This is a genomic window from Streptomyces sp. URMC 129, assembly GCF_051386415.1.
Classification (GTDB): Bacteria; Actinomycetota; Actinomycetes; order Streptomycetales; family Streptomycetaceae; genus Streptomyces.
In genome coordinates this window covers 1-22,894 of the sequence record NZ_JBPQTQ010000106.1, presented here as the reverse complement: position 1 = coordinate 22,894, position 22,894 = coordinate 1, and the positions used below count along the sequence as shown (strand labels likewise).

Here is a 22,894-nt window from a genome sequence, read left to right as displayed (position 1 = left end):
CCGGGGTGAAGCTGTCGCCGTACGGGCCCGCCGGTTCCGCCCGGTGGAAGTACGGGGTGAACGCCACGAACGCCGTGCCCGCCGGGACCGCCGAGCCGCGCCAGCGGGTCGGCTCGGTGCTCTCCCGCAGCAGCAGCGGCGTGGTCGGCCACAGCCGCACCGACTCCAGCACGCAGGCCCGCAGGAACGGCAGCGGCTCGGGACCGGCCAGGTCCGCGCCGGTCAGCTCGGCCCGCGCCCGGGCGGCGGCGTCCGGGTGACCGGCCAGCAGCGCCAGCGTCCGCAGGGTGGCGATGGCCGCCGCGTCGAACGCGAACAGCCAGTGCGGCACCTGGCCCACCGGGTCCGTCTCGGGGTCGGTGTCCCCCATGTGGAGCTGCCCGGCCAGGGTGTCCGCCCCGGCCTGGAACGCGTACCGCTGGAGCCGCACCAGGAACTCCGCCCGCGCCAGCCGGCGCCGGGGGTGGAGCAGCGACCAGTTGCCCGTGGCGCGCAGCCCGGCCAGCCGGTCGGTCAGGTCGTGGTCGTCGGCCGCCGCCTCGCCCAGCACCACGCGCCGCACGGCACGCCACCAGCCGTCCGTGAAGGTGTCCCAGTCGAGGCCGGCGGTGGCCCGTTCCGCCACCGCCGCCGCCTCCTCGCACACCCGCTCCGCCACCGCGGGCGCCACCCGGTGCAGGGGGTGCGGCGTGTCGAGGGCCAGTTCGTTGACGTGGCGGCGCGCCGCGCGGGACGCGCCCCGGGAGATGAGCGAGCCGTGCGGCTGGAACTGCTCCAGCGCCCGCCGCTTCTCCCGTGTCGCCGGGGTGAACGGCTTCGGCGTGTCGGTCAGTACCCGCGCCAGGTCGTCGGGGTCCAGCAGCAGCACGGCCGACCGGCCCGCGGCGGGCAGCCAAAGCGGCCCGTCGCCGTACCGGGCGCGCAGGTCCCGCAGCGTGTCGATGGCGCGGCGGTCCGCCTGGAGCCGTTCGGCGGCGGCCATCGCCCAGCGGCGGCGCTGGACCAGGCCCTCGGCGAGCGCGGGCAGCAGGAGCCGGGTGGCGGCGCGGGCCTCGTCGGCGGTCCGCACGCGGGGCAGGCCCCCGGCGGGCGGGGCCGTGGCGCGGCCGGCGGGCGGCGCGATGTGGAGCGGCGGCATCGGGTGCGTCCCCCTCGTCAGGCGGCGGTCCGCCGGGCGGCGGGCCGGGTGCCCCGGTCGGCGTCCTCACCGGGCCGGACGACGCCGCTGTCCGGCCCGTCCGGGGCCTCCGGTGTGCCCTGCCCCGCACCCTCCCCTTCTCCCTCGACTTCCGCCCGGATCCGCTCGCACGCCCGGCTCAGCAGCCGCGAGACGTGCATCTGGGAGATGCCGAGCTGCCGCGCGATGCGGCTCTGCGTCATGCCGTGGAAGAACCGCAGGTAGAGAATCTGCCGCTCCCGCTCGGGCAGCGCCCGCAGCGGGCTCTTCACCGACTCGCGGTCCACGACCCGGTCGAAGCCGGGCTCGTGGGTGCCGAGCGTGTCCATCAGCGAGTAGTCGCCGTCCGCCCCGGGCAGTTCGGCGTTCAACGACAGGGTGCTGAAGCTCTCCAGCGCCTCCAGGCCCGTCCTGACCTCGTCCTCGGTCAGCCCGCTGTGCTGCGCGATCTGCTCCACGCTCGGCCCCCGGTCGTCCAGCCGGTAGGTGAGCTGACGGCTGGCGGCCCGCACCCGGTTGCGCAGCTCCTGGGTGCGGCGGGGCACGTGCAGCCCCCACATGTGGTCGCGGAAGTGCCGCTTCACCTCGCCGACGATCGTCGGCACCGCGTAGCTCTCGAACGGCCGTCCCCGGCTGGGGTCGTAGCGGTGGACCGCCTTCACCAGACCGAGCGCGGCGACCTGCTCCAGGTCCTCCAGCGCCTCCCCGCGGTCGCGGAACGTCCGGGCCAGCCGGTCGGCCATCGGGATCCAGGCGCAGATGACGTCCCGCCGGAGCTGTTCCCTTTCCGGGCACGGCGGCAACTCCGCGATGCGCTCGAATTGCCGGCTGGTGTCCGGGGCGTCGTCGTGCGGATGACGCCTTCTGCGTGCGGGCGGCTGGGGCCCGGAATGGGGCTGGGGCTGTGCGGGTGTATTCATCGTTCGTGCTCTCCCAGGTGAGGGTGGGCGTGCGATTTACCGCTCTGCGCTCGCCACGGGAAGAGGCCGTTGGCACAAGTCTGCCTGTTAACCGGTCACCGCACATCTCGGGCCGGGGAGAAACGGCGCCCGGGAGGTTTTCCGCGTCCCCGCCTGGTTACCCGCACCCACCGCAGGCCACATCACCCGTCAAGAGGAGCGATTCCCCATGGCACGCACGGTAGCCGAGCTGATGACCCGCGAGCCGGCCACGGTCCGCGAGCAGGACACGGTGGCCAGGGCCGCTCAGCTCATGCGGCAGAACGACACCGGGAACGTGGCCGTCGTCGAGGACGGGCACCTCGTCGGCATCATCACCGACCGCGACATCGCGGTCCGCGTGGTAGCCGCCGACCGCCCCGCCTCCACGCCGGTCGGCGAGGCCGCCAGCCACGAGGAACTGGCCGTCATCAGCCCGGAGACGACCATCCAGCAGGCCGCGTCCGTCATGCGCGAGAAGTCCGTGCGGCGGCTGCCCGTCGTGCGCGACGACCAGCTTCTCGGCATCGTCAGCCTCGGCGACCTCGCCATCGAGGCGGACCCGGAGTCCGGCCTGGCCGACGTCTCGGCGGCCAAGCCCAACCCCTGACCCGGCGCGGCCCACCCGGCCCGTACCGACAGACCCGCACCGACAGAGAAGAGCGACATCGTGTCCTACGGCACCTTTCTCTCGAACGTCAGAGAGCGCGGTGAATACGCCGCCGACGAGGCGGAGCAGATCGTCCAGGCCGTTTTCGAGACGCTGAGCGAACGCCTGCCCGCCGGTTCCGCGGAACACCTCGCCGACCAGCTCCCCACCCCCCTCGCGAACATCCTGGAGAACGCCGACGAGAGCGGCCGGAGCTGGGGGGTCCAGGAATTCATCTCCAACGTCGCGCAAAAGGCCGACGAGGACGAGGAAACCGCGGAAATGGACACGCGCATCGTGTTCTCCGTCATCTCCGAGCAGGTCACCGGGGGAGAGATGAACAAGCTGCTCAGCCAGCTCCCCTCCGGCTATGCCGAGCTCTTCGGCTACTCGGAGCTGGCCTGAACGCGTCCGCCCACGCCACCGCGCCGCTGCGCGTGGTGGTCGTGGGCGCCACCGGCAACATCGGCAGCCGCCTCGTGCGGCTGCTCTCCCGCGACGAACGGGTCGGCTCCGTCGTGGGGCTGGCCCGCAGGCCGCCGGAGTCGGCGCCGCCGAAGACGACGTGGGCCCGCGCGGACGTCACCACCGACCCCGGGCTGGCCGCGCTGTTCGCGGGCGCCGACGTGGTGGTGCACCTGGCGATCCTGTTCCAGCCGTCGCGCCACCCGGACGTCACGTGGCGCACCAACGTCATCGGCAGCGAGCGCGTGTTCCGGGCCGTCGCCGAGGCGGGCGTGCCCGCGCTGGTGCATGCCTCGTCCGTCATCGCCTACGGGCCCGGCCCCAAGGACCGGCCGGTGGACGAGAGCTGGCCGACGGACGGCTGGCCCACCGCGCCCTACCCGCGCGAAAAGGCGTACGTGGAACGGCTGCTGGACGTCTTCGAGCACCGGCACCCCGGCGTCCGCGTGGTGCGGCTCCGCCCCGGCATCGTCATCGCGGCCGAGTCCGCCCCCCAGCAACGCCGGGTCTTCGCGGGCCCGTTCTTCCCCGGCCGCGCCGTGCCCCGGCCGCTGCGCGTGGTGCCGTCGGTGCCCCGGCTGCGGTTCCAGGCACTGCACCGCGACGACGCGGCCGACGCGTTCCACCGGGCGGTCCTCCAGCCGGTCCACGGACCGTTCAACCTCGCCGCCGACCCCGTGGTCGACGCCGAACTGGTCGCCCAGCTCACCGGCGCGCGCACGTTCCGCGTCCCCTGCCGCGCCGCCCGCGCCGCCGTGGAGCTGGCCTGGCGCTCGCGTCTGCTGCCGACCTCCCCCGACATGTTCGACGCCGTGCTGGCGCTGCCGCTGATGGACACCACCCGCGCCCGCCTGGAACTGGGCTGGATCCCGCGCCACTCCGTGACCGACGCCCTCACCGAATTCCTCGACGGCCTGCACCACGGCGGCGCCGACACCCCGCCGCTGCGCCGCGACATCCCCCGCGGCGGCCGACTGCGCGAGGCGGCCACCGGGACGGGGGGGCGCCCGTGAGCGCCGCGCCCGACGCCGTCGTGGTCGGGGCCGGGCCCAACGGGCTGGTCGCCGCCAACCTCCTCGCCGACGCCGGGTGGAACGTCCTGGTCCTGGAGGCCGAGGACGAACCCGGCGGCGCCGTCCGCAGCGACCGGGGCGTCCACCCCGACTACGTCAGCGACATGTTCAGCGCCTTCTACCCGCTGGCCGTCGCCTCCCCGGCCCTGGCCGGTCTCGGCCTCGAACGCTGGGGCCTGACCTGGAGCCACGCCCCGGCCGTGCTCGCCAACCCCCTCCCGGACGGCCGCTGTGCCGTCCTGTACCGGGACCAGGAGCGGACCGCCGCCAACCTGGAGACGTTCGCCCCCGGCGACGGCGAGGCGTACCTGCGGCTGCTGGACCGCTGGGACCGCCTCGACCCCGACCTGCTCCACACCCTCCTCGGCCCCTTTCCGCCCGTCCGCCCCGCCGCCGGCCTGCTGCGCCGGATCCGCGCCGCCGGCGGTACGCGGCTGCTGCGGTCCCTGACCCTGTCGGTACGCCGCCTCGGTGAGGAGGAGTTCCGCGGGCCCGGCGCCCCGCTGCTGTTCACCGGCTGCGCCCTGCACGCCGACTTCTTCCCCGAGTCGTTCGGCAGCGGCCTCTTCGGCTGGCTGCTGGTCATGCTCGGGCAGCGCCACGGCTGGCCCGTCCCGGCCGGCGGCGCCGGGCAGCTCACCGCCGCCCTGGTGCGGCGCCTCCGGGCGCGCGGCGGCACCCTGCGCACCGGCACCCCCGTGGCCCGGATCATGGTCCGCGACGGCCGCTGCCTGGGCGTGCGCACCGCCGACGGCGAACCGCTGCTCGCCGCCCGCGCCGTCCTGGCCGACGTGCCCGCGCCCGCCCTCTACGGCGGCCTCGTCGGCTGGGAGCACCTGCCGTCCCGGCTGCGCGAGGACATCCGGCGGTTCCACTGGGACCACGCCACGCTCAAGGTCGACTGGGCGCTGTCCCGCCCGATCCCGTGGACGTCCCCGGGTGCCGCCGCGGGCGGGACCGTCCACATCGCGGACAGCGTCGACCACTTCACGCGCCACTCCGCCGACCTGGCCACCGGTACCCTCCCCGAGCACCCCTGCGCCGTGCTGGGCCAGATGACCACCGCCGACCCGGCCCGCTCCCCGGCCGGAACGGAGTCGGCCTGGGCGTACGCCCACGTGCCGCGCGGCATCCCGCCCGCCGAACTGCGCGGGACCATGGCCGACCGGCTCGAAGCCGCGGTGGAACGGCTCGCCCCCGGTTTCCGCGACACCATCCTCGACCGGCGCGTCCTGACCCCCACCGACCTGGAGGCGCTCGACCGCGGCCTGGTCGGCGGCGCCCTCAACGGCGGCACCGCCGCCCCGCACCAGCAGCTCTTCTTCCGGCCCGTGCCCGGCTCCGGCCGCCCCGGAACGCCGATCGACGGGCTGTTCCTGGCCTCCTCCTCCGCCCACCCGGGCGGCGGTGTCCACGGCGCGTGCGGGGCCAACGCCGCCCGCGCCGCCCTCAGAAACCGGTGGCCCCTGCCGCGGTACCCGCGCCGCGCCCGGCCCGGCCGTCACGCTCCGCCCGAGCCGCCCGCCCGGCCGAACCCGTCCAACCACGTCGAAGGGACCCGGACATGGCCATCAGACCCGTCCTGATCAGGCGCCCGCCGGAGGCCGTGTGGGCCGTCCTGCGCGACGGCCACCGCTACGCCGACTGGGTCGTGGGCACCCACGCCTCCGAGCCGCTGGACGGCGACTGGCCGGCGGTCGGCTCCGCCATCAAGTACACCGTCAAGGCCGGGCCCTGGCACGCCGGCGGCCGGACCGTGGTCCGCGCCCACGAACCCGGCACCCGCCTGGAACTGGAGGCCCAGAGCGGGGTGTTGGGCAGCGCCCGGATCAGCATCGAGGTCCGGCCCTGGGGCGAGGACACCCTCGTCGTCGTGGACGAGCACCCGCTCACCGGCCCCGGCGGAAAGCTCCACAACATGGCCTCCGACGCCCTGCTCCAACTGCGCCACCGCCGCATGCTCAGAAAACTCGCCCGCGTCGTGGAATCCACGGCGGAAACCGAGTCCGAACGGGCATCTTCGCGGGAATGAACGGCGGGTCAGCGAAATAGCCCGGGGCCGCCCGGGTACCAATGGAGGCCTTCATTCCACCCATGGAGGCCACATGGCATTCAATCCGCTGGAACAGCGGGGCATTCCCCTCGACCGGCAGCGGCGCAATTGGCGGGAGCTGTCGGTCATGCCGATCGACCCCGACCGCTGCGACCCCTACACCCGGTGCCGGATCATCACGATGAACGGCATCGAGGTCGAGGCCATTCTCTTCAGCCACCAATTCGCCCGGCACTGTCCCGACCTCGACGTCAAGCGGCGGCTCGCCGAGGTCCGCTACATCGAGGCACAGCAGCAGAAGGCCGTGAACTGGCTGCTCCCGGGCGTCTCCTCGGTACTGGAAACGACCATCGCGTACGAGCAGGTGGCCGTCGACCTGACGGCCTGGGTGGCCCGCATGGAGCCCGACCCGTACCTGAAGCAGGCGTACCAATTCGGCGTCCTGGAGGACTTCGACCACCTCTACCGCTACGCCAACCTCTACGAGATGATCGAGCACCGCAAGGCGGAGGAAATCGTCGATCAGCTCACCGAGGTGATGCCCGGCCGGCCCACCCAGCTGCACCACCGGGACCCGATGGACAATGTGCGGGATCCGTACGACCGGCAGACCGCGAATCCGCTGTCGAAGCTGCACGCGCTGACCATCATGTCGGCCGAGCAGCAGACCATGAATTTCTACATGAACGTCGGCCCGACGTACATGGAGCCCATCGCCCGTGACCTTTATCAGGAAATCGGCCTGATCGAGGAGGAGCACGTCACCCACTACGAGTCGCTGGTCGACCCCGGCGAGACCTGGTGGGAGCAGCTCGTCCACCACGAGTACAACGAGTGCTACCTCTACCACTCCTTCATGGAGCAGGAGAGCGACCAGCGCGTCAAGCGGATCTGGGAGCTCCACCTCAACATGGAGCTGGAACACCTCCGGATCGCCTGCGACCTGATGCGCCGTCACGACGGCCGCGACCCGGAGGAAGTGCTCGCGCCCGAGCTGCCCAACGTGCTCACCTTCGAGCCCAACAAGCAGTACCTGCGCGAGCTGATCGCCGACCAGCTCGACCTCACCACCCTCGGCACCGGCTACGTCCGCGAGGCGCACGAGCGGTTCGAGCGGATGCAGCAGCAGCTCAACGGCGACGCCAAGGCGCCCAGCGAGGAAGTCGTCGACCGGCACCGCGAGATGTTCGGACGCGACTACCGGCTCGAAACCGAGGGCGAGCACCCCGTCCCCGCGCTGCGGCAGCGCTGACGAGACCGACGAGACCGACGAGACCGACGAGACCGACGACCAGGAGGGGCCAGGCGATGGCACAGACCGACCGGACCGACGACCGGACCGCCCAGGACGCGGAGCACGCGAGCGACGACGACGTCGTCGCTCTGCTCATGCGGCAGCACGGCGACATCAGGAACCTCTTCGACGAGGTGGAGCGCACCGCCGGCGACGAGCGGCGCGAGGCGTGGCGCCGCCTCGTCCGCCTGCTCGCCGTCCACGAGACGGCCGAACAGGAGGTCGTCCACCCGTACGCCGGGCGCCTGTTCGACGGTGCCGAGGACATGGTGGCCGACCGTCTCGCGGAGGAGAAGGCCGCCAAGGAGACACTCGCCCGGCTCGACGGCATGGACCCGGAGGACCCCGGATTCCTGCCCGCCCTGCGGGACCTGCGCACCGACGTGCAGCGGCACGCCCGCGCGGAGGAGCGCTACGAGTTCGCCCAGCTCCGCCGCCGCGCCGAGCCGGACCGGCTCGTGGCCATGGCCAAGGCGGTCAAGGCCGCCGAGTCGATGGCCCCGACCCGGCCGCACCCCGGCGTGCAGGGCGCCGCCGCCAACGTGGCGGCCGGCCCGATCGCCGCGCTCATGGACCGCACCCGGGACGCCGTGCGCAAGGCCATGGGCAAGAAGGGCTGACCCGCCCGGCCGGACCCGGGGGCAGCGCGGCGCGCGTACACGCCCACGAAGGAGTCAAACCCGCGCGCCGCGCGCGCCCCTCGGTACAACGGCGGGCGAGTCACCGAAAGGACCCCCATGGCGACCCTGACCGCACCGCCGACCGCGAGACCCCCGCAAGAGCCCAGGACCACCGGGCAGATCGTCGTGGCGTGGCTGACGACCACCGACCACAAGAAGATCGGCTCGCTGTACCTGATCACGTCCTTCCTCTTCTTCATCGTCGGCGGCGCGCTCGCGATGGGCATGCGTATCGAACTCGCCCGCCCCGGCGTGCAGTTGCTCTCCGCCGAGCAGTACAACCAGTCGTTCACCATGCACGGCACGATCATGATGCTGCTGTTTGCCACCCCGCTGTTCGCCGGGTTCGCCAACGCCATCATGCCGCTGCAGATCGGCGCCCCCGACGTGGCGTTCCCCCGGCTGAACATGCTGGCCTACTGGATGTACCTCTTCGGCGGCCTGCTCGTCGTCGGTTCCTTCCTCACCCCCCAGGGGGCCGCCGACTTCGGCTGGTTCGCCTACAGCCCGCTCAACGACCGGGTGCACACGCCGAGCGTCGGCGCCGACATGTGGATCATGGGCCTGGCCTTCTCCGGCTTCGGCACCATCCTCGGCGCGGTCAACTTCGCCACCACGATCATCTGCATGCGCGCCCCCGGCATGACCATGTTCCGGATGCCGATCTTCACCTGGAACATCCTGCTCACCAGCGTGCTGGTGCTGCTGGCCTTCCCGGTGCTCGCCGCCGCCCTGTTCGGGCTCGCCGCCGACCGGCTGTTCGGCGCCCGGGTCTTCGACGCCGCGAACGGCGGATCCCTGCTGTGGCAGCACCTGTTCTGGTTCTTCGGCCACCCCGAGGTGTACATCATCGCGCTGCCGTTCTTCGGCATCATCACGGAGATCATCCCGGTCTTCGCCCGCAAACCGATCTTCGGATACATCGGTCTGGTCGCCGCGACGATCGCCATCACCGGGCTGTCCGTCACCGTGTGGGCGCACCACATGTTCGCCACCGGGGCCGTGCTGCTGCCGTTCTTCTCCCTGCTGTCCTTCCTGATCGCCGTGCCGACCGGCGTGAAGTTCTTCAACTGGATCGGCACCATGTGGAAGGGCTCGCTCAGCTTCGAGACGCCCATGCTGTGGTGCGTCGGCTTCCTGGTCACCTTCCTCTTCGGCGGCCTCACCGGCGTCCTGCTCGCCTCCCCGCCGCTCGACTTCCACGTCACCGACACCTACTTCGTGGTCGCCCACTTCCACTACGTCGTCTTCGGCACCGTCGTCTTCGCCATGTTCGCCGGATTCCACTTCTGGTGGCCCAAGTTCACCGGCACCCGGCTCGACGAGCGGCTGGGGAAGATCCATTTCTGGACGCTCTTCACCGGCTTCCACGGCACCTTCCTCGTCCATCACTGGCTCGGCGCCGAGGGCATGCCCCGGCGGTACGTGGACTACCTGGACTCCGACGGCTTCACCGCGCTCAACACCGTTTCCAGCATCGGCGCGTTCCTGCTGGGCCTGTCCACCCTGCCGTTCGTCTACAACGTCTGGAAGACCGCCAAGTACGGCGAGAAGATCGAGGTGGACGACCCCTGGGGCTACGGCCGGTCGCTGGAGTGGGCCACCTCCTGCCCCCCGCCGCGCCACAACTTCGCGTCCCTGCCGCGGATCCGCTCCGAAGCGCCCGCCTTCGACCTGCACCACCCCGGCATCACCGCGCTCGACCAGGCCCGGCAGACCGGGCGCCGCGACATCGCCGAGTCCGTCTCCGACGCGCCCGGCCCCGGGCAGGGCTGACATGCGTGCCGTGCGCCCGCTGCGCGACGACGCCGCCGAGGGCATCGCCCAGCTGGAGGGGTACCTGCTCTGGCAGGGCGAGCTGAGCACCGCCCGCGCCGAGGCCGAGGCGTTCGCCGACGCGCTGCCCTGGCTCACCGACGCCCAGCGCGCCGAGCTGACCGCCCGGTACGCCGAGGAACGCATCCGGCTCTCCCGGCGCGTCCTCGCCGCCGTCGGGGACCGCTGCCGCGTGCTGGAGCGGGAGTACACCGCCCGCTACGGGGAACTCCGGCACCGCCTGCTCTGCGCCACCGGCTGCGTGCTCCTGACCGCCGTCAGCATGTCGGCCGGCCTCCTGCTGCTCGCCTCGCGGTCCTGACCGACGGGGCCCGGGGTTGGCACGGCCCAGCCGGGTACTCGCCCGCGGTATCCGACCGGAGGTGAGTCCTTCATGAAGGCTGTGGTGTGGTACGGCAAACGCGACGTGCGGGTCGAGGACGTGCGCGACCCCGTGATCCAGGAGCCGACGGACGCGATCATCCGCGTCACCTCCACCGGGCTGTGCGGCTCCGACCTGCACCTGTACGAGGTGCTGTCACCGTTCATGACACCCGGCGACATCCTCGGCCACGAGCCGATGGGCGTCGTGGAGGAGGTCGGCCCCGAGGTCCCCGACCTGGCCCCCGGGGACCGCGTGGTCGTGCCCTTCCAGATCGCCTGCGGGTCCTGCTTCATGTGCGAGCGCGGGCTCCAGACGCAGTGCGAGACGACGCAGGTCAGGGAGCACAACATGGGCGCCCGGCTGTTCGGCTACACCAAGCTGTACGGGGCCGTGCCGGGCGGCCAGGCCGAGTACCTGCGGGTCCCGCAGGCCCACTACGGCCCGGTCAAGGTGCCCGGCGGCGTGCCGGACGACCGGTACGTGTACCTCTCCGACGTGCTGCCCACCGCCTGGCAGGCCGTCGCCTACGCCGACGTCCCCAAGGACGGCACGCTCGTCGTCCTCGGCCTCGGCCCGATCGGCGACATGTGCTGCCGCATCGCCCTGCACCAGGGCGCCGGGCAGGTCATCGGCATCGACCTGGTGCCCGATCGGCTGGCCCGCGCCCGGTCCCGGGGGGTCAGCACCCTCGACCTCACCGAGCACGACGACATCGCCACCGCCGTGCGCGACCGCACGGCCGGACGCGGCGCCGACTCCGTCATCGACGCGGTCGGCATGGAGGCGCACGGCAGCACCGCCGGCAAGATGCTCCAGGACCTGGCCGGGCTGATGCCGGGCAGGCTCGCGGAGAAGATCGCCTCCCGGGCCGGCGTGGACCGGCTCTCCGCCCTCTACACGGCGATCGACCTGGTGCGGCGCGGCGGCACGATCTCGCTCAGCGGCGTCTACGGCGGGATGGCCGACCCGCTGCCGATGCTGACGCTGTTCGACAAGCAGATCCAGGTGCGCATGGGCCAGGCCAACGTGCGCCGCTGGGTCCCGGAGATCCTGCCGCTGCTGGCGGGTGACGAGGACCCGCTGGGCGTGGACGGCTTCGCGACCCACCACATGCCGCTGGCGCAGGCCGCGGAGGCGTACGAGATGTTCCAGCACAAGGACGCCGGGAAGATCGTCATGCGGCCGTGAGCGGAGTGTGAGCAAAGGCACTCACCGGGCAACGGCCCAGGTGGGACGAGGAACAGGGGCCCTGGGGCGGCCCCGCCGGTGATCTTGGTCTTCCCGGCCGGAGCCGCCGGTGTCATCGTGGGCCTCGCCGTCGGGCGTGTCGCCGCGCCGGCACTCCCTCTTTCCCCGTCCTCTCCCCTCCCCCTCCATGCCTCTGCCTGCTCTCTTCTCCGCTCGGCCCGCCTCCCGCCGCTCGCCCTGGCGCTGCCTGAGCTACCCCAGCATGCGCTGGTGGTCCTTCGCCAACCTCCTCTCCAACGCCGGCACCTGGATGCAGCTCACCGTCCAGAACCTGCTGGTCCTCCAGGTCACCGGCTCCGCCGCCATGACCGGTGTCTCGCTGGCCGTCCAGGCCGGTCCCGGGCTGCTGCTCGGGCTGATCGGCGGCGCCGCCGTCGACGCCTGGCCGCGCAAGCTGACCGCGGCGCTCAGCCAGGCCGCGCTGGGCCTGGTCGCCTTCGTCACCGCCGCCCTGGTCGCGCTGGACCTGCTCGACGTGACCGCGCTGCTGGTGCTCGCCGCCGTCACCGGCGTGATCGCCACCGTCGACGGCCCGGCCTGCTCCCTGCTGGGCAACGACCTGGTGCACACCAGGGACGTGCCCTCGGCCATCGCGCTCGGCTCCGCCGTGCACAGCGTCGGGCGGCTGGCCGGGACCGCGCTGGCCGGGATCGCCGTGCTGGTCTTCGGCACCGCGTCCGCGTTCGTCGCCAACGGGCTGTCGTTCGCGGCCGTCGCCGCCGTGATCCCGTTCCTGAGGCCGGTCGACAAGCCGGCGGAGGCGGCCCTGCCCGCCACCGAGGCCACGCCGCCCCGGTCCGGGCCGGGGACGGACGCGCGGGAGGGGCTGCGGTTCTTCCTGGGCCGCCCGCGCCTGGTCGCGCTGGCCGCGATCACCGGACTCAGCTCCGTCTTCGGCCGGAACTACGCGCTGACGCTGGCCGTCCTGGTGACCGGCCCGCTGGCGGCGGGCGCCGGGGCCTTCGGCACCGTCTCCACTGTCCTGGCCGTCGGCGGCATCGGCGGCGCCGTGCTCGCGGGCATGCTCCACCGCCCGTCCGTGCGGCTGGTCGCGGCGATGGCCGGCTCCGGCGCGCTGCTCCAGATCGCCGCGGGGCTGTCCCCGTCGCTGGGACTGCTGGTCCTGCTGGTCCTGCCCATGGCCGTGGCCGAGTCGGTCTCCGACACGGCGGGCACCACCGTCCTGCAGACGGACCCGCCGGCGCACATGCGGGGACGGGTGCTGGGGGTGTGGCGGAGCCTGAGCACCGGCTGGGGCCTGATCGGCCCGCCGCTGATCGGTCTGCTGATGGAGCTGGCGGGCGCCCGCGCGGCGCTGGTCATCGGTGGCCTGGTCATCGCGACGGCCGCCGGAGCCGGTCTGCTGCTGCACGGCCGCCGCGGCAGCCTGACCCCGGACGCCGGCCGCGTGGCGCCGGTCCCCGCCACCGCGCGCCCCGCCGAGCTGGCCGCCGTGGCCTGACCGGCGCCTACACGCGGCGCCAGGAGTCGTCGCCCAGATGGGACCCGGCCATCGGGCCCATGCGGGTCATCCCGCCGTCCACGGTCCAGGAGGCGCCGGTCACATAGCGGTTGGTGCCGCCGGCCAGGAAGGCGATCACCTCCGCGACCTCCCGCGCGTCGCCCGGCCGCCCCAGCGGGACGCCCGGGCGGGGCTCGGTCCGCACGTCGGTGTCCTCCTGGCCGGTCATCGGGGTCGCGATCTCGCCCGGCGCCACCGCGTTCACCAGGATGCCGTGCTCGGCCAGCTCCAGCGCCATCACCTGGGTGAGCAGCCCGAGGCCGCCCTTGGCCGCGCAGTACGGCGCGGCGCCGACCTTCGGCTGGTGCTCGTGGACGCTGGTCACGTTGACGATGCGCCCGCCCCGGCCCTGGGCGATCATCCGCCGGGCCGCCCGCTGCCCGCACAGGAACGGGCCGACGAGGTCGAGGTCCAGCACGTGCCGGACCGTGTCCGGCGCGATGTCGGTGAACGGCGTGGCGGTGCCCGTCCCGGCGTTGTTGACCAGCACGTCGATCCCGCCGAGGCGGTCGGCGAGCTCGTCCACGACGTCGGCGGCCTCCGGGAGCCGCGTGAGGTCGACCTGCTCGACGGCGGCGCGCCGGCCGCTGTCGGTCACTTCGGTGGCGGTCCGCTCGGCGCCCGCCCGGTCGGTGTGCCAGGTGACGCCGACATCCATGCCGAGCCGGGCCAGCCGCACGGCGGTGGCCCGGCCGATCCCGGAGTCGGATCCCGTCACGACGGCGACGGGAGCCGTCACGTGAAGACCGCCTTCTCGACGTCGTTCGGGCCGTCGAAGGAGTCCTTCTTCAGGCCGGAGAACTTGTCGATCAACTCCTTGTCGGCGCCGTTCTTCTTGGCCTGCTCCACCACCGTCTTCTTGTCGGCGGGGTAGTTGATGTTCTTCAGGGCCTTCTGCACCTCGATGGGGTTCGGCTTGCCCATGGCTGCTGTCCTCCTTGTGTTCGTGGTGCTCCTGGTGATCGTGCGGTGTGTCGTTCCGCTTCCGCGTACCCGACGACCGGAAAGGGCAATCAGGGCGCACGGGAGGAATCGGGTGCCGTGGGGCCGACCAGCTCGGCCAGGACGTCCTCCATCGTCACGAACCCCAGCAGCGTCCCCCTGCCGCTCGTCACGGCCGCCAGGTGGGTCCGGGCGGCCCGCATCGCGGTCAGCGCGTCGTCCAGCAGCGTCTCCAGCCGCACCCGCACCACCGGGTGCAGGGCGTCGCGGGGGAACGGCCGGTCCCGGGACGCCGCGCCGAGGGCGTCCTTCACATGCAGGAAGCCCAGCACCGTCGAGCCCGGCCCGGTGACCGGGAAGCGGGAGAAGCCCGACGCCGCCGACACCCGCTCCAGCCGCCGGGGCGTGACCCGGTGGTCCACGGTCACCATGCGGCTCACCGGCACCACGATCTCCGCCACCGTCCGGGTCCCCAGCTCCAGCGCGTCCCGCAGCCGCTCGCTCTCGCCCGCCTCCAGCAGCCCCGCGTCGCTGGAGTCCTGCACCAGCCGCACCAGCTCGTCGTCGGTGAAGACCGACGCCACCTCGTCCCTCGGCTCCACGCGCAGCAGCCGCAGCAGCCCGTTGGCCAGGGCGTTGATGCCGAAGACCACCGGCCGCAGCGCGCGGGTCACCGCCACCAGCGCCGGGCCCAGCAGCAGCGCCGACCGCTCGGGCGCGGCCAGCGCCACGTTCTTCGGCACCATCTCCCCGACCAGCATGTGCAGATAGGTGGCCAGCGACAGCGCGAACGCGAACGCGATCGGGTGCACCAGCGCCCCCGGCATCCCGGCGCGGTGCAGCACCGGCTCCAGCAGGTGCGCGATGGCGGGCTCGGCGACCGCGCCCAGCACCAGCGACGAGACGGTGATGCCCAGCTGGGCGGTGGCCAGCATGGGGGAGAGGTGACGCAGCGCCCACAGCACCGTGCGCGCCCGCCGCTCGCCCGCCTCGGCGCGCGGCTCGATCTGGTCCCGGCGCACCGAGATCAGCGCGAACTCGCCGCCGACGAAGAAGGCGTTGGTCACCAGGGTCAGCGCCCCCAGCACAAGCTGCGCGACGGTCACGCCGTCCCCTCCCCGCGCTCCCCGCGCTCCCCGCGCTCCCCGCGCTCCCCGTCTTCTTCGCGTTCTCCGTCGGGCGCGGTGATCCGTACCCGCTCCGCCCGGTGCCGGGCGGTCAGCAGCACCGTCAGCCGCCAGCCCGCCACCACGATCCGGTCCCCGACCGCCGGGATGCGCGCCAGCCCGGTCGCCACCAGCCCGGCCACCGTCTCGTACGGACCCTCCGGCACCGGGAGGCCGATCGTGGCGAGCTGATCGACGCGCAGGCTGCCGTCCGCCTCCCAGGTCCGCGCCCCGGTCCGCGCCAGGCCCGGCTGCTCCGCCGGGTCGTGTTCGTCGCGGACCTCGCCGACGACCTCTTCGACGATGTCCTCCAGCGTGACCACCCCGGCCGTGCCGCCGTACTCGTCCACCACCACCGCCAGCGACCCGGTGCCGCGCAGCCGCTCCAGCAGCCGGTCCACCGGCAGGCTGTCCGGCACCAGCAGCGGCTCCCACGCCAGGTCCGCCACCCGGACCGCCGGGCGCGCCGCCTCGTCGAGGGCGAGGACGGCCTTGATGTGGACGACGCCCATCACGTCGTCCAGGCCGCCGACGTAGACGGGGAACCGGGACAGCCCGGTGGCCAGCGTCAGGTTCGCCGCGTCGGCGGCCGTGGCGTCCGCGGCCAGCGCGTGCACGTCCACCCGCGGCGTCATCACGTTCTCCGCCGTCAGCTCCCCCAGGTGCAGGGTGCGCACGAACAGCTCCGCGGAGTCCGGCGGCAGCACGCCCTCGGCCGCCGAGTGCTGCGCCAGGGCCATCAGCTCCTGCGGGGTGCGGGCGGACGCCAGCTCCTCGGTCGGTTCGAGGTCGAAGAGGCGCACCAGCCGGTTCGCCGCCTCGTTGAGATGCCGGATGAACGGCGCGAACCCGGCGGTGAACGTGCGCAGCGGCCCGGCGACCGTCCGGGCCACGATCAGCGGCCGGGAGATCGCCCAGTTCTTCGGGACCAGCTCGCCCACCACCATCAGCACCACCGTGGACACCCCGACCCCGAGCGCCACCGCCACCGACGACGCCACGCCCGCCGACAGCCCCGCCGAGCGCAGCGGCCCGCGCAGCAGCTCCGCCAGCGACGGCTCCGCCAGCATGCCGATCACCAGCGACGTCACCGTGATGCCCAACTGGGCGCCGGAGAGCTGGAACGTCAGCGCCCGCGCCGCCCGCAGCGCCCCGCCGGCGCCCGGCTCGCCCGCGGCGGCGGCCCGTTCCAGCGCGCCGCGCTCCACGGTCGTCAGCGAGAACTCGGCCGCCACGAAGACGGCGCACGCCAGCGTGAGCAGCACCGCCAGCAGCAGAAGCAGCACTTCGGTCACCATGTCACCCCAATCCCGCCTGTCCCGGCGTTCGAACGACATCCGTACGGGTGCTCAGCGCGCGGGCCGCCACACACCGCGCGGGGACCGGATCACCGGCGCGCCGACCGCCCCAGTCATCGGCGGCGGGCCGGCGCGCCTTGAGGTCACCGTCGTTTTCCCGCCGGTCCGCCGGGTACCCGGCACCGGTTCGACTCGGCAGACAGCGGTGGACAGGGAGCATCCGATGGCGCCGGACATCGACCCGTACGTGACGGCGGACCCGGAGGGCGACGACGAGCACCTGCGGGTCACGCTCGCCTCCGGCCGCACGATCCGGCTGTCGTGCACCGTGCCCGTGGAGGGCGTGCTGCGGCTGCGCCAGGAGTCCCCGGCGGGCACGCCGGACCGCGCCTCGCCGATCCTGCTCGACGACCTGCCGCACCGGCCCGCCCGGCTGGCCCGCGTGGGCGGCGCCACCGAGATCACCGGCCCCGGCGTGCGGGCCGTGTGGGACTCGGACGGCTCCCGGGGCAGCGGGCAGGGGCTGCGCTTCGGCGCCTACCGCCGCTTCGCGGACCCGGAGGCCGACACCGTCCCGTTCCGCGCGGGCTTCCAGGCGCCGTCGCCCGGTCACCCCGGCGGCTGCTGGGTGGAGACGATCCATCTGGCCCCCGACGCGGCCGTCTACGGCGGCGGCGAGAGCTACCAGGGCATCAACCTGCGCGGCCGGCGCCGCAGGCTCCGCAACACCGAGGAGAGCCGGGCCGCCGGGCGGGACTCCGCCTACCTCAACGTGCCGCTGCTGTGGTCCGACGCCGGCTGGGGACTCTTCGCCCACACCGGCGCCCAGGTGGTGGCCGACCTCGGCGCCACCCACTCCGAGGCGGCCTGCGTCCGGATCGGCGGCGAGACCCTGGACCTGTTCCTCATCACCGGTGACGCCCTGACCATCCTCCACCGCTACCAGGCGCTCACCGGCCGCCCGCGCACCCTGCCCGAATGGGCCTACGGGGTGTGGATGAGCCGCTCGTCGTACTTCACCGCCGACGAGGTGGTGCGGACCCTGGACGATCTCCAGGCGGCCGGCTGCCCGGTGGACGTCATCCACGTCGACGAGTGGATGGACGAATCCGTGCTGGACGACGCGGCGTGGACCGCGGGCCCGGACCGGACCCGTTTCCCCGAGGGCTGGACCCACGCGCTCACCGAGCGCGGGGTGCGGGCCAGCCTGTGGATCAACCCCTACATCACGGCCGGCACCCCGCTCGCGGACGACCTCGCCGCCCGCGGCTACCTGGTGCTCGACCCCGACGGCGAGCCGATCGCCACCGCCGACAACCCCGACACGTACGTGGTGGACTTCACCCACCCCGGGGCCAGAGCGTGGTGGAGCGACCGGCTGTCCCGCACCCTGCGGGAGGAGGGGAACGCGGCCGTGCTGTCCGACTTCGGCGAGGAGATCCCGGACCACGCCGTCTTCGCGGACGGCAGCCGGGGCCTCGAACGCCGCAACAGCTACGGGCTGATCTACCAGGACGCGGTCCGCGCGGCGGGGCTGCGGGCCCGCGGGGGCGACTTCGTCTCCATCTCCCGCTCCGGCACCGCCGGTTCGCAGCGCGACCCGGCCCACTGGGCGGGCGATCTGCCGTCCACCTGGAGCGGCATGGTGTCCACCCTGCGCGGCGTGCTGTCCATGTCGCTCAGCGGCGTTTCCCTCGTCACCCACGACGCGGGCGGCTACTGGACGCCCGAGTCGTACCAACTGGCCACCAAGCTCCGCTCCGCGATGACGCCCGACGCCGTGGAGGCGGACGTGGAGCCGGAGTTGTACGGCCGGTGGGCGCAGTGGGCGGCGTTCACGCCGATCACCCGCTTCCACGGCGTGGGCCGCCGCGAGCCGACGGCCTACCCCGAACCGGCGCGCGGCGCCGCCATCGCGGCCTGCCGCCTGCGGTCGCGGATGCGCGGATATGTCGCGGAAGCCGCGGCCGGGGGCCTGCCGCTGATGCGCCCGATGCCGCTGGCCTTCCCCGGCGACCGCGCCGCGCGGGACGCGGACCTGCAGTACATGTTCGGGGACGACGTCCTGGTCGCCCCGATCCTCGAACCGGACGGCCACCGCCGGCTCTACGTCCCCGCGGGCGACTGGACCCCGCTGCTCGGCTGCCCCCCGCTGACGGGCCCCGGCTGGCACGAAGTGCGGTGCGCCCCCGACGAGTTCCCGGCCCTCGTCCGCGCGGAGCGCGGGGTGGAGGCCGTGCTGCGCGGCTGACCCGCGCTGCTGACGGCCGTGCTCCCGCCGGGCCGACCGCCCCCACGGCGGCCGATCGCCCGCACTAGGCTGCCCGTTCGTGGACGCGACGATCGACGTGCTGCGCGGGGAAGAACTGCTGGGCCGGGTGGACGGCGTGCGCGACGTCTACCGCGCGACGTTCGGCGCGGCACCGTGGTACGAACCGCCGGAGCGGGCGGACGAGTTCGCGGAGCGACTGCGCCACGACACGGCGCGCCCCGGGTTTCTGGCGGCGGTCGCGTCCGGTGCCGACCGGGTGCCGCTCGGGTTCGCCACCGCCTGGACCACCCCGGAACCGTTCCCCCGGGCGCGCTGCTACCCGTGGGCCGCCGCCGGACTCGGCCCCGCGCGCACGGCCGCCTGGCTGTGCGGCGCCCGCGAGGTCGACGAACTGGCCGTCCACCCGGCCGCACAGGGCCTCGGAATCGGCTCGGCCCTGCTGACGGCGGTGACCGCCGACGCCCCCGGCGGCCGGGCGTGGCTGCTGACCTCCGCGCACTCCCCGGCGACGACGCGCTTCTACCGCCGGGAGGGCTGGACCCGGGTCACGGACCCGTCGCCCGGCGACGCGTCGGCCATCGTGGTCTTCCTCGGCCCCCGCCACCCGGCCCGCGCGGAAGGCCCCGCGCCCGGGACCGTCCGGGACTGATCCGGCACCCGGGGGCGCGGCGGGGCTACCGCAGGCGTTCCGTCAGCTCCTGCCATGTCGCCGGGAACCAGACGTGGTTGCCCCGGTCCGCCTCCCGGACCCAGTCACGCAGGGCGGAACTGGCCGCCGTGTGGCGGGAGATGTCCCCGACGACCGCCAGGCGGAGGCGGTAGCCGGTGAACTTCTGCGCGATCTCCCCGGCCACGCCGGTGCGCAGGGAGAAGAAGGTGTCCGCGACCCGTTCCGCCGGGACGGCGACCACCTCGGCGGCGCGGCCCAGGGCGTCCCCGATCAGGTCCATCGCGTCCTGGTACCCGGCCAGCCGCGGGCCGTCCGGGGAGAGGGCCAGGACCCGGGTGCCGCACAGCAGCACCACCGGGCTGATCACCCGGTCGCAGCGGCCCCTGGACTCCGCCACCAGCGCCGCGTTGGGGGCGTCGTTCGTGTCGATCCACGCCCGCGCCGCCTCCGGGGACCGGCCGTGCTCCGTGTGGCGGCCCATCAGCCGCGCGTCGCGGATCTCCGCCGGCGCGTCCAGGTACCAGACCTCGTCCATCAGCGCCCTGGCCTCCCGCCAGCCGGGCAGGTCGGCGGCCAGGTAGTTGCCCTCGGTGACGATCAGCCGGGCCCGCGGCGGCACCCGGTGGCGGGCGGCGACGGGCTCGTCCAGGGCGCGGTCGAAGTCGGGCACGTACACCTCCCGCGCCCCGTCGTCGGCCACCAGCCGCCGCAGCAGGGCCACGTACCCCCACACGTCGAAACTCGGCTCCGAGCCCTTCCGCGCGCGCAGGCCGAGCCGGTCCAACTGGGCGTTGGAGAGGTGGAATCCGTCCAGCGGGACATACGCCGCCACACCGTCCGGGGCGCCGGCGATCGCCCGGGCCAGCGAGGACTTCCCGGCGCCCGGCGGACCGGTGAGACCGAGCACGGCGCGCCGCCCGTCCCGCGGCAGCGCCAGGGCGTCGGCGGCCAGGGCGGAGAGGTCCGGGTCGAGATCCATGGCCGCACCCTACGGCCCGGACGGCAGCACGACCTCTCCCGGGTCCTTGTCCGGCCGCAGGCCGCGCCACGACGGCTGCCGCAGGCGGCCGTCCCTCGTCCAGGCCCGGAACGCGATCTCCCCGACCAGGCGCGGCTCCACCCAGCGCGCGGTGCGGGCGTGCTCGCGCGGGACGGGTTCGTCGAACGGGCTGGCGCGCCGCGCCAGGGGCGTCAGCCGGCCGAGGAGGTCGGTCAGCGCGGCTTCGGTGAAGCCGCTGCCGACATGACCGATGAAGCGCAGCCGCCCCGCCTCGTCGTGGGCGCCGAGCAGCAGCGAGCCCACCGTGCCCGAGCGGCGGCCGTCGCCCGGCTGCCAGCCGCCGACCACCGCCTCCTGCGTCCGCACCAGCGGCTTCTTGATCCACATCCGGGACCGGCGGCCCGGCTGGTAGGGGGAGTCCAGCCGCTTGGCGATCAGCCCCTCCAGTCCGTTCCGCTCGGCCACGCCCAGCAGGTCGCGCGGGCCCAGGCCCTCGGCGCCCGTGTAGTGCCGCGGCACGGCCAGGCCCGCCGCCGCGTCCCGGGACCCGGCCAGCGCGGTGAGCGCCGCGCGCCGCCGCTCGTACGGCTCCGCGATCAGCCACTCCCCGTCCAGGAGGAGCAGGTCGAACGCGAAGAAGACGGCCGGCGCCGCGGCCAGCAGCGCGGCGCCGGGGCGGCGGCGCTGGTGGCGGCGCTGGAGAAGGCCGAAGTCGGGCCGCCCGCGCTCGTCCAGGGCGACGATCTCGCCGTCCAGGACGGCCGCCCGGCCGCCCAGCGCCGCGCGGGCGGCGTCCCCCAGTTCCGGGTAGGAGGCGGTGACGTCGATGCCGTTGCGGCTCGTAAGACGGGCCCGGCCGCCGGGGGCGGCGCGCAGGCAGCAGCGGTAGCCGTCCCACTTGAACTCGTACGCCCAGGGCCCGGCGGGCAGTTCGCCCTCCACGGCGAGTATCGGCGGGACCGCGTCCGGGATCTCGTCCTCCATGGCCCCAGTAGACGCCGCTCCCGCCGCCGGGCCGGGCAGCCTCACCGGAACGGCCGAGGGCGGCGCGTCACCGCCGGTCATCGCCGCGCATCTGGCGCTCTGCAATTTTCAGGTTATCTGTTGCGACCTGAACTTGGCAGTGACATAGTGCAGTTGACACCCTGTCCAGCACGCTGGGGCACCGCCGCGGCATCCGGCAGACGAAAGGCGGCATGCCATGGCCTTCCCCGTCACCGCGCCCGGGCACGTACGCCCTCCGCGGGCCGGGACGGAACGGTCCGTGGGCGCCTTCCGGCTGCCCGCCCGGCCGCGTTCGGTGGGAGAGGCCCGCATCCGGGTGCGCGAGACCCTGACCCGCTGGGGCGTGCCCGCCGAGACCGTCGACGACGCGGAGCTGATCGTCTCCGAGCTGGTCACCAACGCCGTCGTGCACACCGGCACCGAGGCGGTTGTCTGCGCGCTGCGGCACGGCGGCGGGCGGCTCCGCATCGAGGTGACGGGCCGCCGGACGGGTCTCGCCGTCCCCCGGCCGCGCGCCGCCCGCGCCGACGACGAGAACGGCCGCGGCCTGGCGCTGATCGAGGCCCTGTGCACCGCCTGGGGCGTCACGGACGCCACCGACGGCCGGGGCCGGACGGTATGGGCGGCACTGGCGACGGGCCCGAGGTCCTGAACGGAAGCGGCGCCCCGATGGACCCCGTTCACCCCTACCACTCCGCCGGAGCCGCGGGACCCGTCGGCCGCGGTGAGCGCGGTGACCGCTCCTTCGAGGCCGTCGGCCACCGGCGCAGGCGGCCCCTCTATCTGCCGGTGACCGGCCCGGACGGCACCGAGTGCGACGCCGTCGGGGTCTCCGAGGAGCACGGGCGGCGGCTGATGACCTCCCTGCCGCGCGCGGGCGCGGTGTTCGCCGTCGGGCGCCGCTGGTGGTGGGTGGTGCCCTCCGAGTCACAGGTCGGCCTGGAGTGGCCCGCCACCGCGCACTACTGGGCCGGGGCCGGCCGGCCGCGCGCCGCCCGCCGTGACCGCCCCGGCCACCCGGGGCGGCCGGTGGTGCCGCAGCGGTCCCCCCGGAGCCAGGGCGAGCCGCGCCTGATCCACTGGCCCAGCGACGCGGCGCCGTACACCCACCCGCTCCTGCTCTACATCGCCGTCTGCCGGCTCTCCGGGGTCCCGCCCGTGCTCTGACCGGGTGTCAGCTCACGGGACGCGGCGGCGGAGGACCCGGGCTTCCCAGGGGCCGAGGGTGGTGGGGTGGTGGGG

The 22,894-nt window shown here is 74.1% G+C and carries 23 protein-coding genes; 15 read left to right on the top strand and 8 right to left on the bottom strand.

The features are described from left to right. The coding region (locus ACSNOC_RS20660) for a cytochrome P450 (protein WP_436749003.1) at positions 1-1,138 on the bottom strand (1,138 nt) is incomplete at its 3' end. 17 nt (positions 1,139-1,155) lie between these two features. Next, positions 1,156-2,097, bottom strand: coding sequence for a SigB/SigF/SigG family RNA polymerase sigma factor (locus ACSNOC_RS20655; RefSeq protein WP_436749002.1), 942 nt, complete (start codon positions 2,095-2,097; stop codon positions 1,156-1,158). Between the two features lie 208 nt (positions 2,098-2,305). On the opposite strand from ACSNOC_RS20655, the gene ACSNOC_RS20650 reads away from it, so the two are divergent. The 11 genes from ACSNOC_RS20650 to ACSNOC_RS20600 all read left to right on the top strand — a co-directional run bounded on the left by ACSNOC_RS20650 (position 2,306) and on the right by ACSNOC_RS20600 (position 13,239). Continuing rightward, positions 2,306-2,725, top strand: coding sequence for a CBS domain-containing protein (locus ACSNOC_RS20650; RefSeq protein ID WP_436749001.1), 420 nt, complete (start codon positions 2,306-2,308; stop codon positions 2,723-2,725). Between the two features lie 60 nt (positions 2,726-2,785). Then, a complete protein-coding gene (locus tag ACSNOC_RS20645; RefSeq protein WP_436749000.1) occupies positions 2,786-3,169 on the top strand; it encodes a DUF2267 domain-containing protein in 384 nt (127 codons plus the stop codon). A 41-nt stretch (positions 3,170-3,210) separates the two neighbouring features. Further along, the gene (locus ACSNOC_RS20640; RefSeq protein WP_436748999.1) at positions 3,211-4,242 is read left to right on the top strand and encodes an NAD-dependent epimerase/dehydratase family protein; all 1,032 of its coding nucleotides are present in this window, start codon (positions 3,211-3,213) and stop codon (positions 4,240-4,242) included. After that, the gene (locus tag ACSNOC_RS20635) at positions 4,239-5,888 is read left to right on the top strand and encodes a phytoene desaturase family protein (protein WP_436748998.1); all 1,650 of its coding nucleotides are present in this window, start codon (positions 4,239-4,241) and stop codon (positions 5,886-5,888) included. The genes ACSNOC_RS20640 and ACSNOC_RS20635 overlap by 4 nt, the downstream gene beginning before the upstream one ends. Continuing rightward, the gene (locus tag ACSNOC_RS20630) at positions 5,867-6,334 is read left to right on the top strand and encodes an SRPBCC family protein (protein ID WP_436748997.1); all 468 of its coding nucleotides are present in this window, start codon (positions 5,867-5,869) and stop codon (positions 6,332-6,334) included. Before ACSNOC_RS20635 ends, ACSNOC_RS20630 begins: the two co-directional genes overlap by 22 nt. Before the next feature lie 73 nt (positions 6,335-6,407). Then, positions 6,408-7,607, top strand: coding sequence for a hypothetical protein (locus tag ACSNOC_RS20625; protein ID WP_436748996.1), 1,200 nt, complete (start codon positions 6,408-6,410; stop codon positions 7,605-7,607). 56 nt (positions 7,608-7,663) lie between these two features. Beyond that, entirely contained in the window at positions 7,664-8,269 is a 606-nt protein-coding gene (locus ACSNOC_RS20620; protein ID WP_436748995.1) for a hemerythrin domain-containing protein, read from the top strand. A 117-nt stretch (positions 8,270-8,386) separates the two neighbouring features. Further along, positions 8,387-10,105, top strand: coding sequence for an aa3-type cytochrome oxidase subunit I (gene ctaD / locus ACSNOC_RS20615; protein WP_436748994.1), 1,719 nt, complete (start codon positions 8,387-8,389; stop codon positions 10,103-10,105). A 1-nt stretch (position 10,106) separates the two neighbouring features. Further along, entirely contained in the window at positions 10,107-10,466 is a 360-nt protein-coding gene (locus ACSNOC_RS20610; protein ID WP_436748993.1) for a hypothetical protein, read from the top strand. A 72-nt stretch (positions 10,467-10,538) separates the two neighbouring features. Then, positions 10,539-11,717: a zinc-dependent alcohol dehydrogenase gene (locus ACSNOC_RS20605; RefSeq protein WP_436748992.1), complete on the top strand. Its 1,179-nt coding sequence runs from the start codon at positions 10,539-10,541 to the stop codon at positions 11,715-11,717. A gap of 187 nt (positions 11,718-11,904) precedes the next feature. Continuing rightward, positions 11,905-13,239, top strand: coding sequence for an MFS transporter (locus ACSNOC_RS20600; RefSeq protein ID WP_436748991.1), 1,335 nt, complete (start codon positions 11,905-11,907; stop codon positions 13,237-13,239). Positions 13,240-13,246: 7 nt separating this feature from the next. Here the strand turns inward: ACSNOC_RS20600 and ACSNOC_RS20595 are convergent, their stop codons facing one another. The 4 genes from ACSNOC_RS20595 to ACSNOC_RS20580 form a co-directional block, all read right to left on the bottom strand. Continuing rightward, entirely contained in the window at positions 13,247-14,038 is a 792-nt protein-coding gene (locus tag ACSNOC_RS20595) for an SDR family oxidoreductase (RefSeq protein ID WP_436748990.1), read from the bottom strand. Then, positions 14,035-14,223 carry a DUF2795 domain-containing protein gene (locus tag ACSNOC_RS20590; RefSeq protein ID WP_436748989.1) on the bottom strand — a complete coding sequence of 63 codons (189 nt, stop codon included), beginning with the start codon at positions 14,221-14,223 and terminating at the stop codon, positions 14,035-14,037. The genes ACSNOC_RS20595 and ACSNOC_RS20590 overlap by 4 nt, the downstream gene beginning before the upstream one ends. An 89-nt stretch (positions 14,224-14,312) precedes the next feature. Beyond that, the gene (locus ACSNOC_RS20585) at positions 14,313-15,347 is read right to left on the bottom strand and encodes a hemolysin family protein (RefSeq protein WP_436748988.1); all 1,035 of its coding nucleotides are present in this window, start codon (positions 15,345-15,347) and stop codon (positions 14,313-14,315) included. Continuing rightward, on the bottom strand, positions 15,344-16,702 hold the full coding sequence (locus tag ACSNOC_RS20580) for a hemolysin family protein (protein ID WP_436749004.1): 1,359 nt from the start codon (positions 16,700-16,702) through the stop codon (positions 15,344-15,346). Before ACSNOC_RS20580 ends, ACSNOC_RS20585 begins: the two co-directional genes overlap by 4 nt. A 226-nt stretch (positions 16,703-16,928) precedes the next feature. Here ACSNOC_RS20580 and ACSNOC_RS20575 point away from each other — a divergent pair, with 226 nt between their 5' ends. Then, a complete protein-coding gene (locus ACSNOC_RS20575) occupies positions 16,929-18,956 on the top strand; it encodes a glycoside hydrolase family 31 protein (RefSeq protein WP_436748987.1) in 2,028 nt (675 codons plus the stop codon). Positions 18,957-19,035: 79 nt separating this feature from the next. Continuing rightward, entirely contained in the window at positions 19,036-19,626 is a 591-nt protein-coding gene (locus ACSNOC_RS20570) for a GNAT family N-acetyltransferase (protein ID WP_436748986.1), read from the top strand. Positions 19,627-19,651: 25 nt separating this feature from the next. Here the strand turns inward: ACSNOC_RS20570 and ACSNOC_RS20565 are convergent, their stop codons facing one another. Both ACSNOC_RS20565 and ligD read right to left on the bottom strand, forming a co-directional pair. After that, positions 19,652-20,626, bottom strand: coding sequence for a nucleoside/nucleotide kinase family protein (locus ACSNOC_RS20565; protein ID WP_436748985.1), 975 nt, complete (start codon positions 20,624-20,626; stop codon positions 19,652-19,654). Positions 20,627-20,635: 9 nt separating this feature from the next. Next, positions 20,636-21,631 carry a non-homologous end-joining DNA ligase gene (ligD, locus tag ACSNOC_RS20560; protein ID WP_436748984.1) on the bottom strand — a complete coding sequence of 332 codons (996 nt, stop codon included), beginning with the start codon at positions 21,629-21,631 and terminating at the stop codon, positions 20,636-20,638. Positions 21,632-21,848: 217 nt separating this feature from the next. Here ligD and ACSNOC_RS20555 point away from each other — a divergent pair, with 217 nt between their 5' ends. Both ACSNOC_RS20555 and ACSNOC_RS20550 read left to right on the top strand, forming a co-directional pair. Then, positions 21,849-22,304 carry an ATP-binding protein gene (locus ACSNOC_RS20555; RefSeq protein WP_436748983.1) on the top strand — a complete coding sequence of 152 codons (456 nt, stop codon included), beginning with the start codon at positions 21,849-21,851 and terminating at the stop codon, positions 22,302-22,304. Positions 22,305-22,321: 17 nt separating this feature from the next. Beyond that, the gene (locus ACSNOC_RS20550; protein ID WP_436748982.1) at positions 22,322-22,819 is read left to right on the top strand and encodes a hypothetical protein; all 498 of its coding nucleotides are present in this window, start codon (positions 22,322-22,324) and stop codon (positions 22,817-22,819) included. Positions 22,820-22,894 lie beyond the last annotated feature (75 nt).

Bases quoted from the DNA above. Each gene is read 5' to 3' on its own strand.
- ACSNOC_RS20655 (WP_436749002.1), bottom strand. From the start codon at position 2,097: ATGAATACACCCGCACAGCCCCAGCCCCATTCCGGGCCCCAGCCGCCC.
- ACSNOC_RS20650 (WP_436749001.1), top strand. From the start codon at position 2,306: ATGGCACGCACGGTAGCCGAGCTGATGACCCGCGAGCCGGCCACGGTC.
- ACSNOC_RS20630 (WP_436748997.1), top strand. From the start codon at position 5,867: ATGGCCATCAGACCCGTCCTGATCAGGCGCCCGCCGGAGGCCGTGTGG.
- ACSNOC_RS20625 (WP_436748996.1), top strand. From the start codon at position 6,408: ATGGCATTCAATCCGCTGGAACAGCGGGGCATTCCCCTCGACCGGCAG.
- ACSNOC_RS20620 (WP_436748995.1), top strand. From the start codon at position 7,664: ATGGCACAGACCGACCGGACCGACGACCGGACCGCCCAGGACGCGGAG.
- ctaD (WP_436748994.1), top strand. From the start codon at position 8,387: ATGGCGACCCTGACCGCACCGCCGACCGCGAGACCCCCGCAAGAGCCC.
- ACSNOC_RS20610 (WP_436748993.1), top strand. From the start codon at position 10,107: ATGCGTGCCGTGCGCCCGCTGCGCGACGACGCCGCCGAGGGCATCGCC.
- ACSNOC_RS20605 (WP_436748992.1), top strand. From the start codon at position 10,539: ATGAAGGCTGTGGTGTGGTACGGCAAACGCGACGTGCGGGTCGAGGAC.
- ACSNOC_RS20600 (WP_436748991.1), top strand. From the start codon at position 11,905: ATGCCTCTGCCTGCTCTCTTCTCCGCTCGGCCCGCCTCCCGCCGCTCG.
- ACSNOC_RS20590 (WP_436748989.1), bottom strand. From the start codon at position 14,223: ATGGGCAAGCCGAACCCCATCGAGGTGCAGAAGGCCCTGAAGAACATC.
- ACSNOC_RS20575 (WP_436748987.1), top strand. From the start codon at position 16,929: ATGGCGCCGGACATCGACCCGTACGTGACGGCGGACCCGGAGGGCGAC.
- ACSNOC_RS20565 (WP_436748985.1), bottom strand. From the start codon at position 20,626: ATGGATCTCGACCCGGACCTCTCCGCCCTGGCCGCCGACGCCCTGGCG.
- ligD (WP_436748984.1), bottom strand. From the start codon at position 21,631: ATGGAGGACGAGATCCCGGACGCGGTCCCGCCGATACTCGCCGTGGAG.
- ACSNOC_RS20555 (WP_436748983.1), top strand. From the start codon at position 21,849: ATGGCCTTCCCCGTCACCGCGCCCGGGCACGTACGCCCTCCGCGGGCC.
- ACSNOC_RS20550 (WP_436748982.1), top strand. From the start codon at position 22,322: ATGGACCCCGTTCACCCCTACCACTCCGCCGGAGCCGCGGGACCCGTC.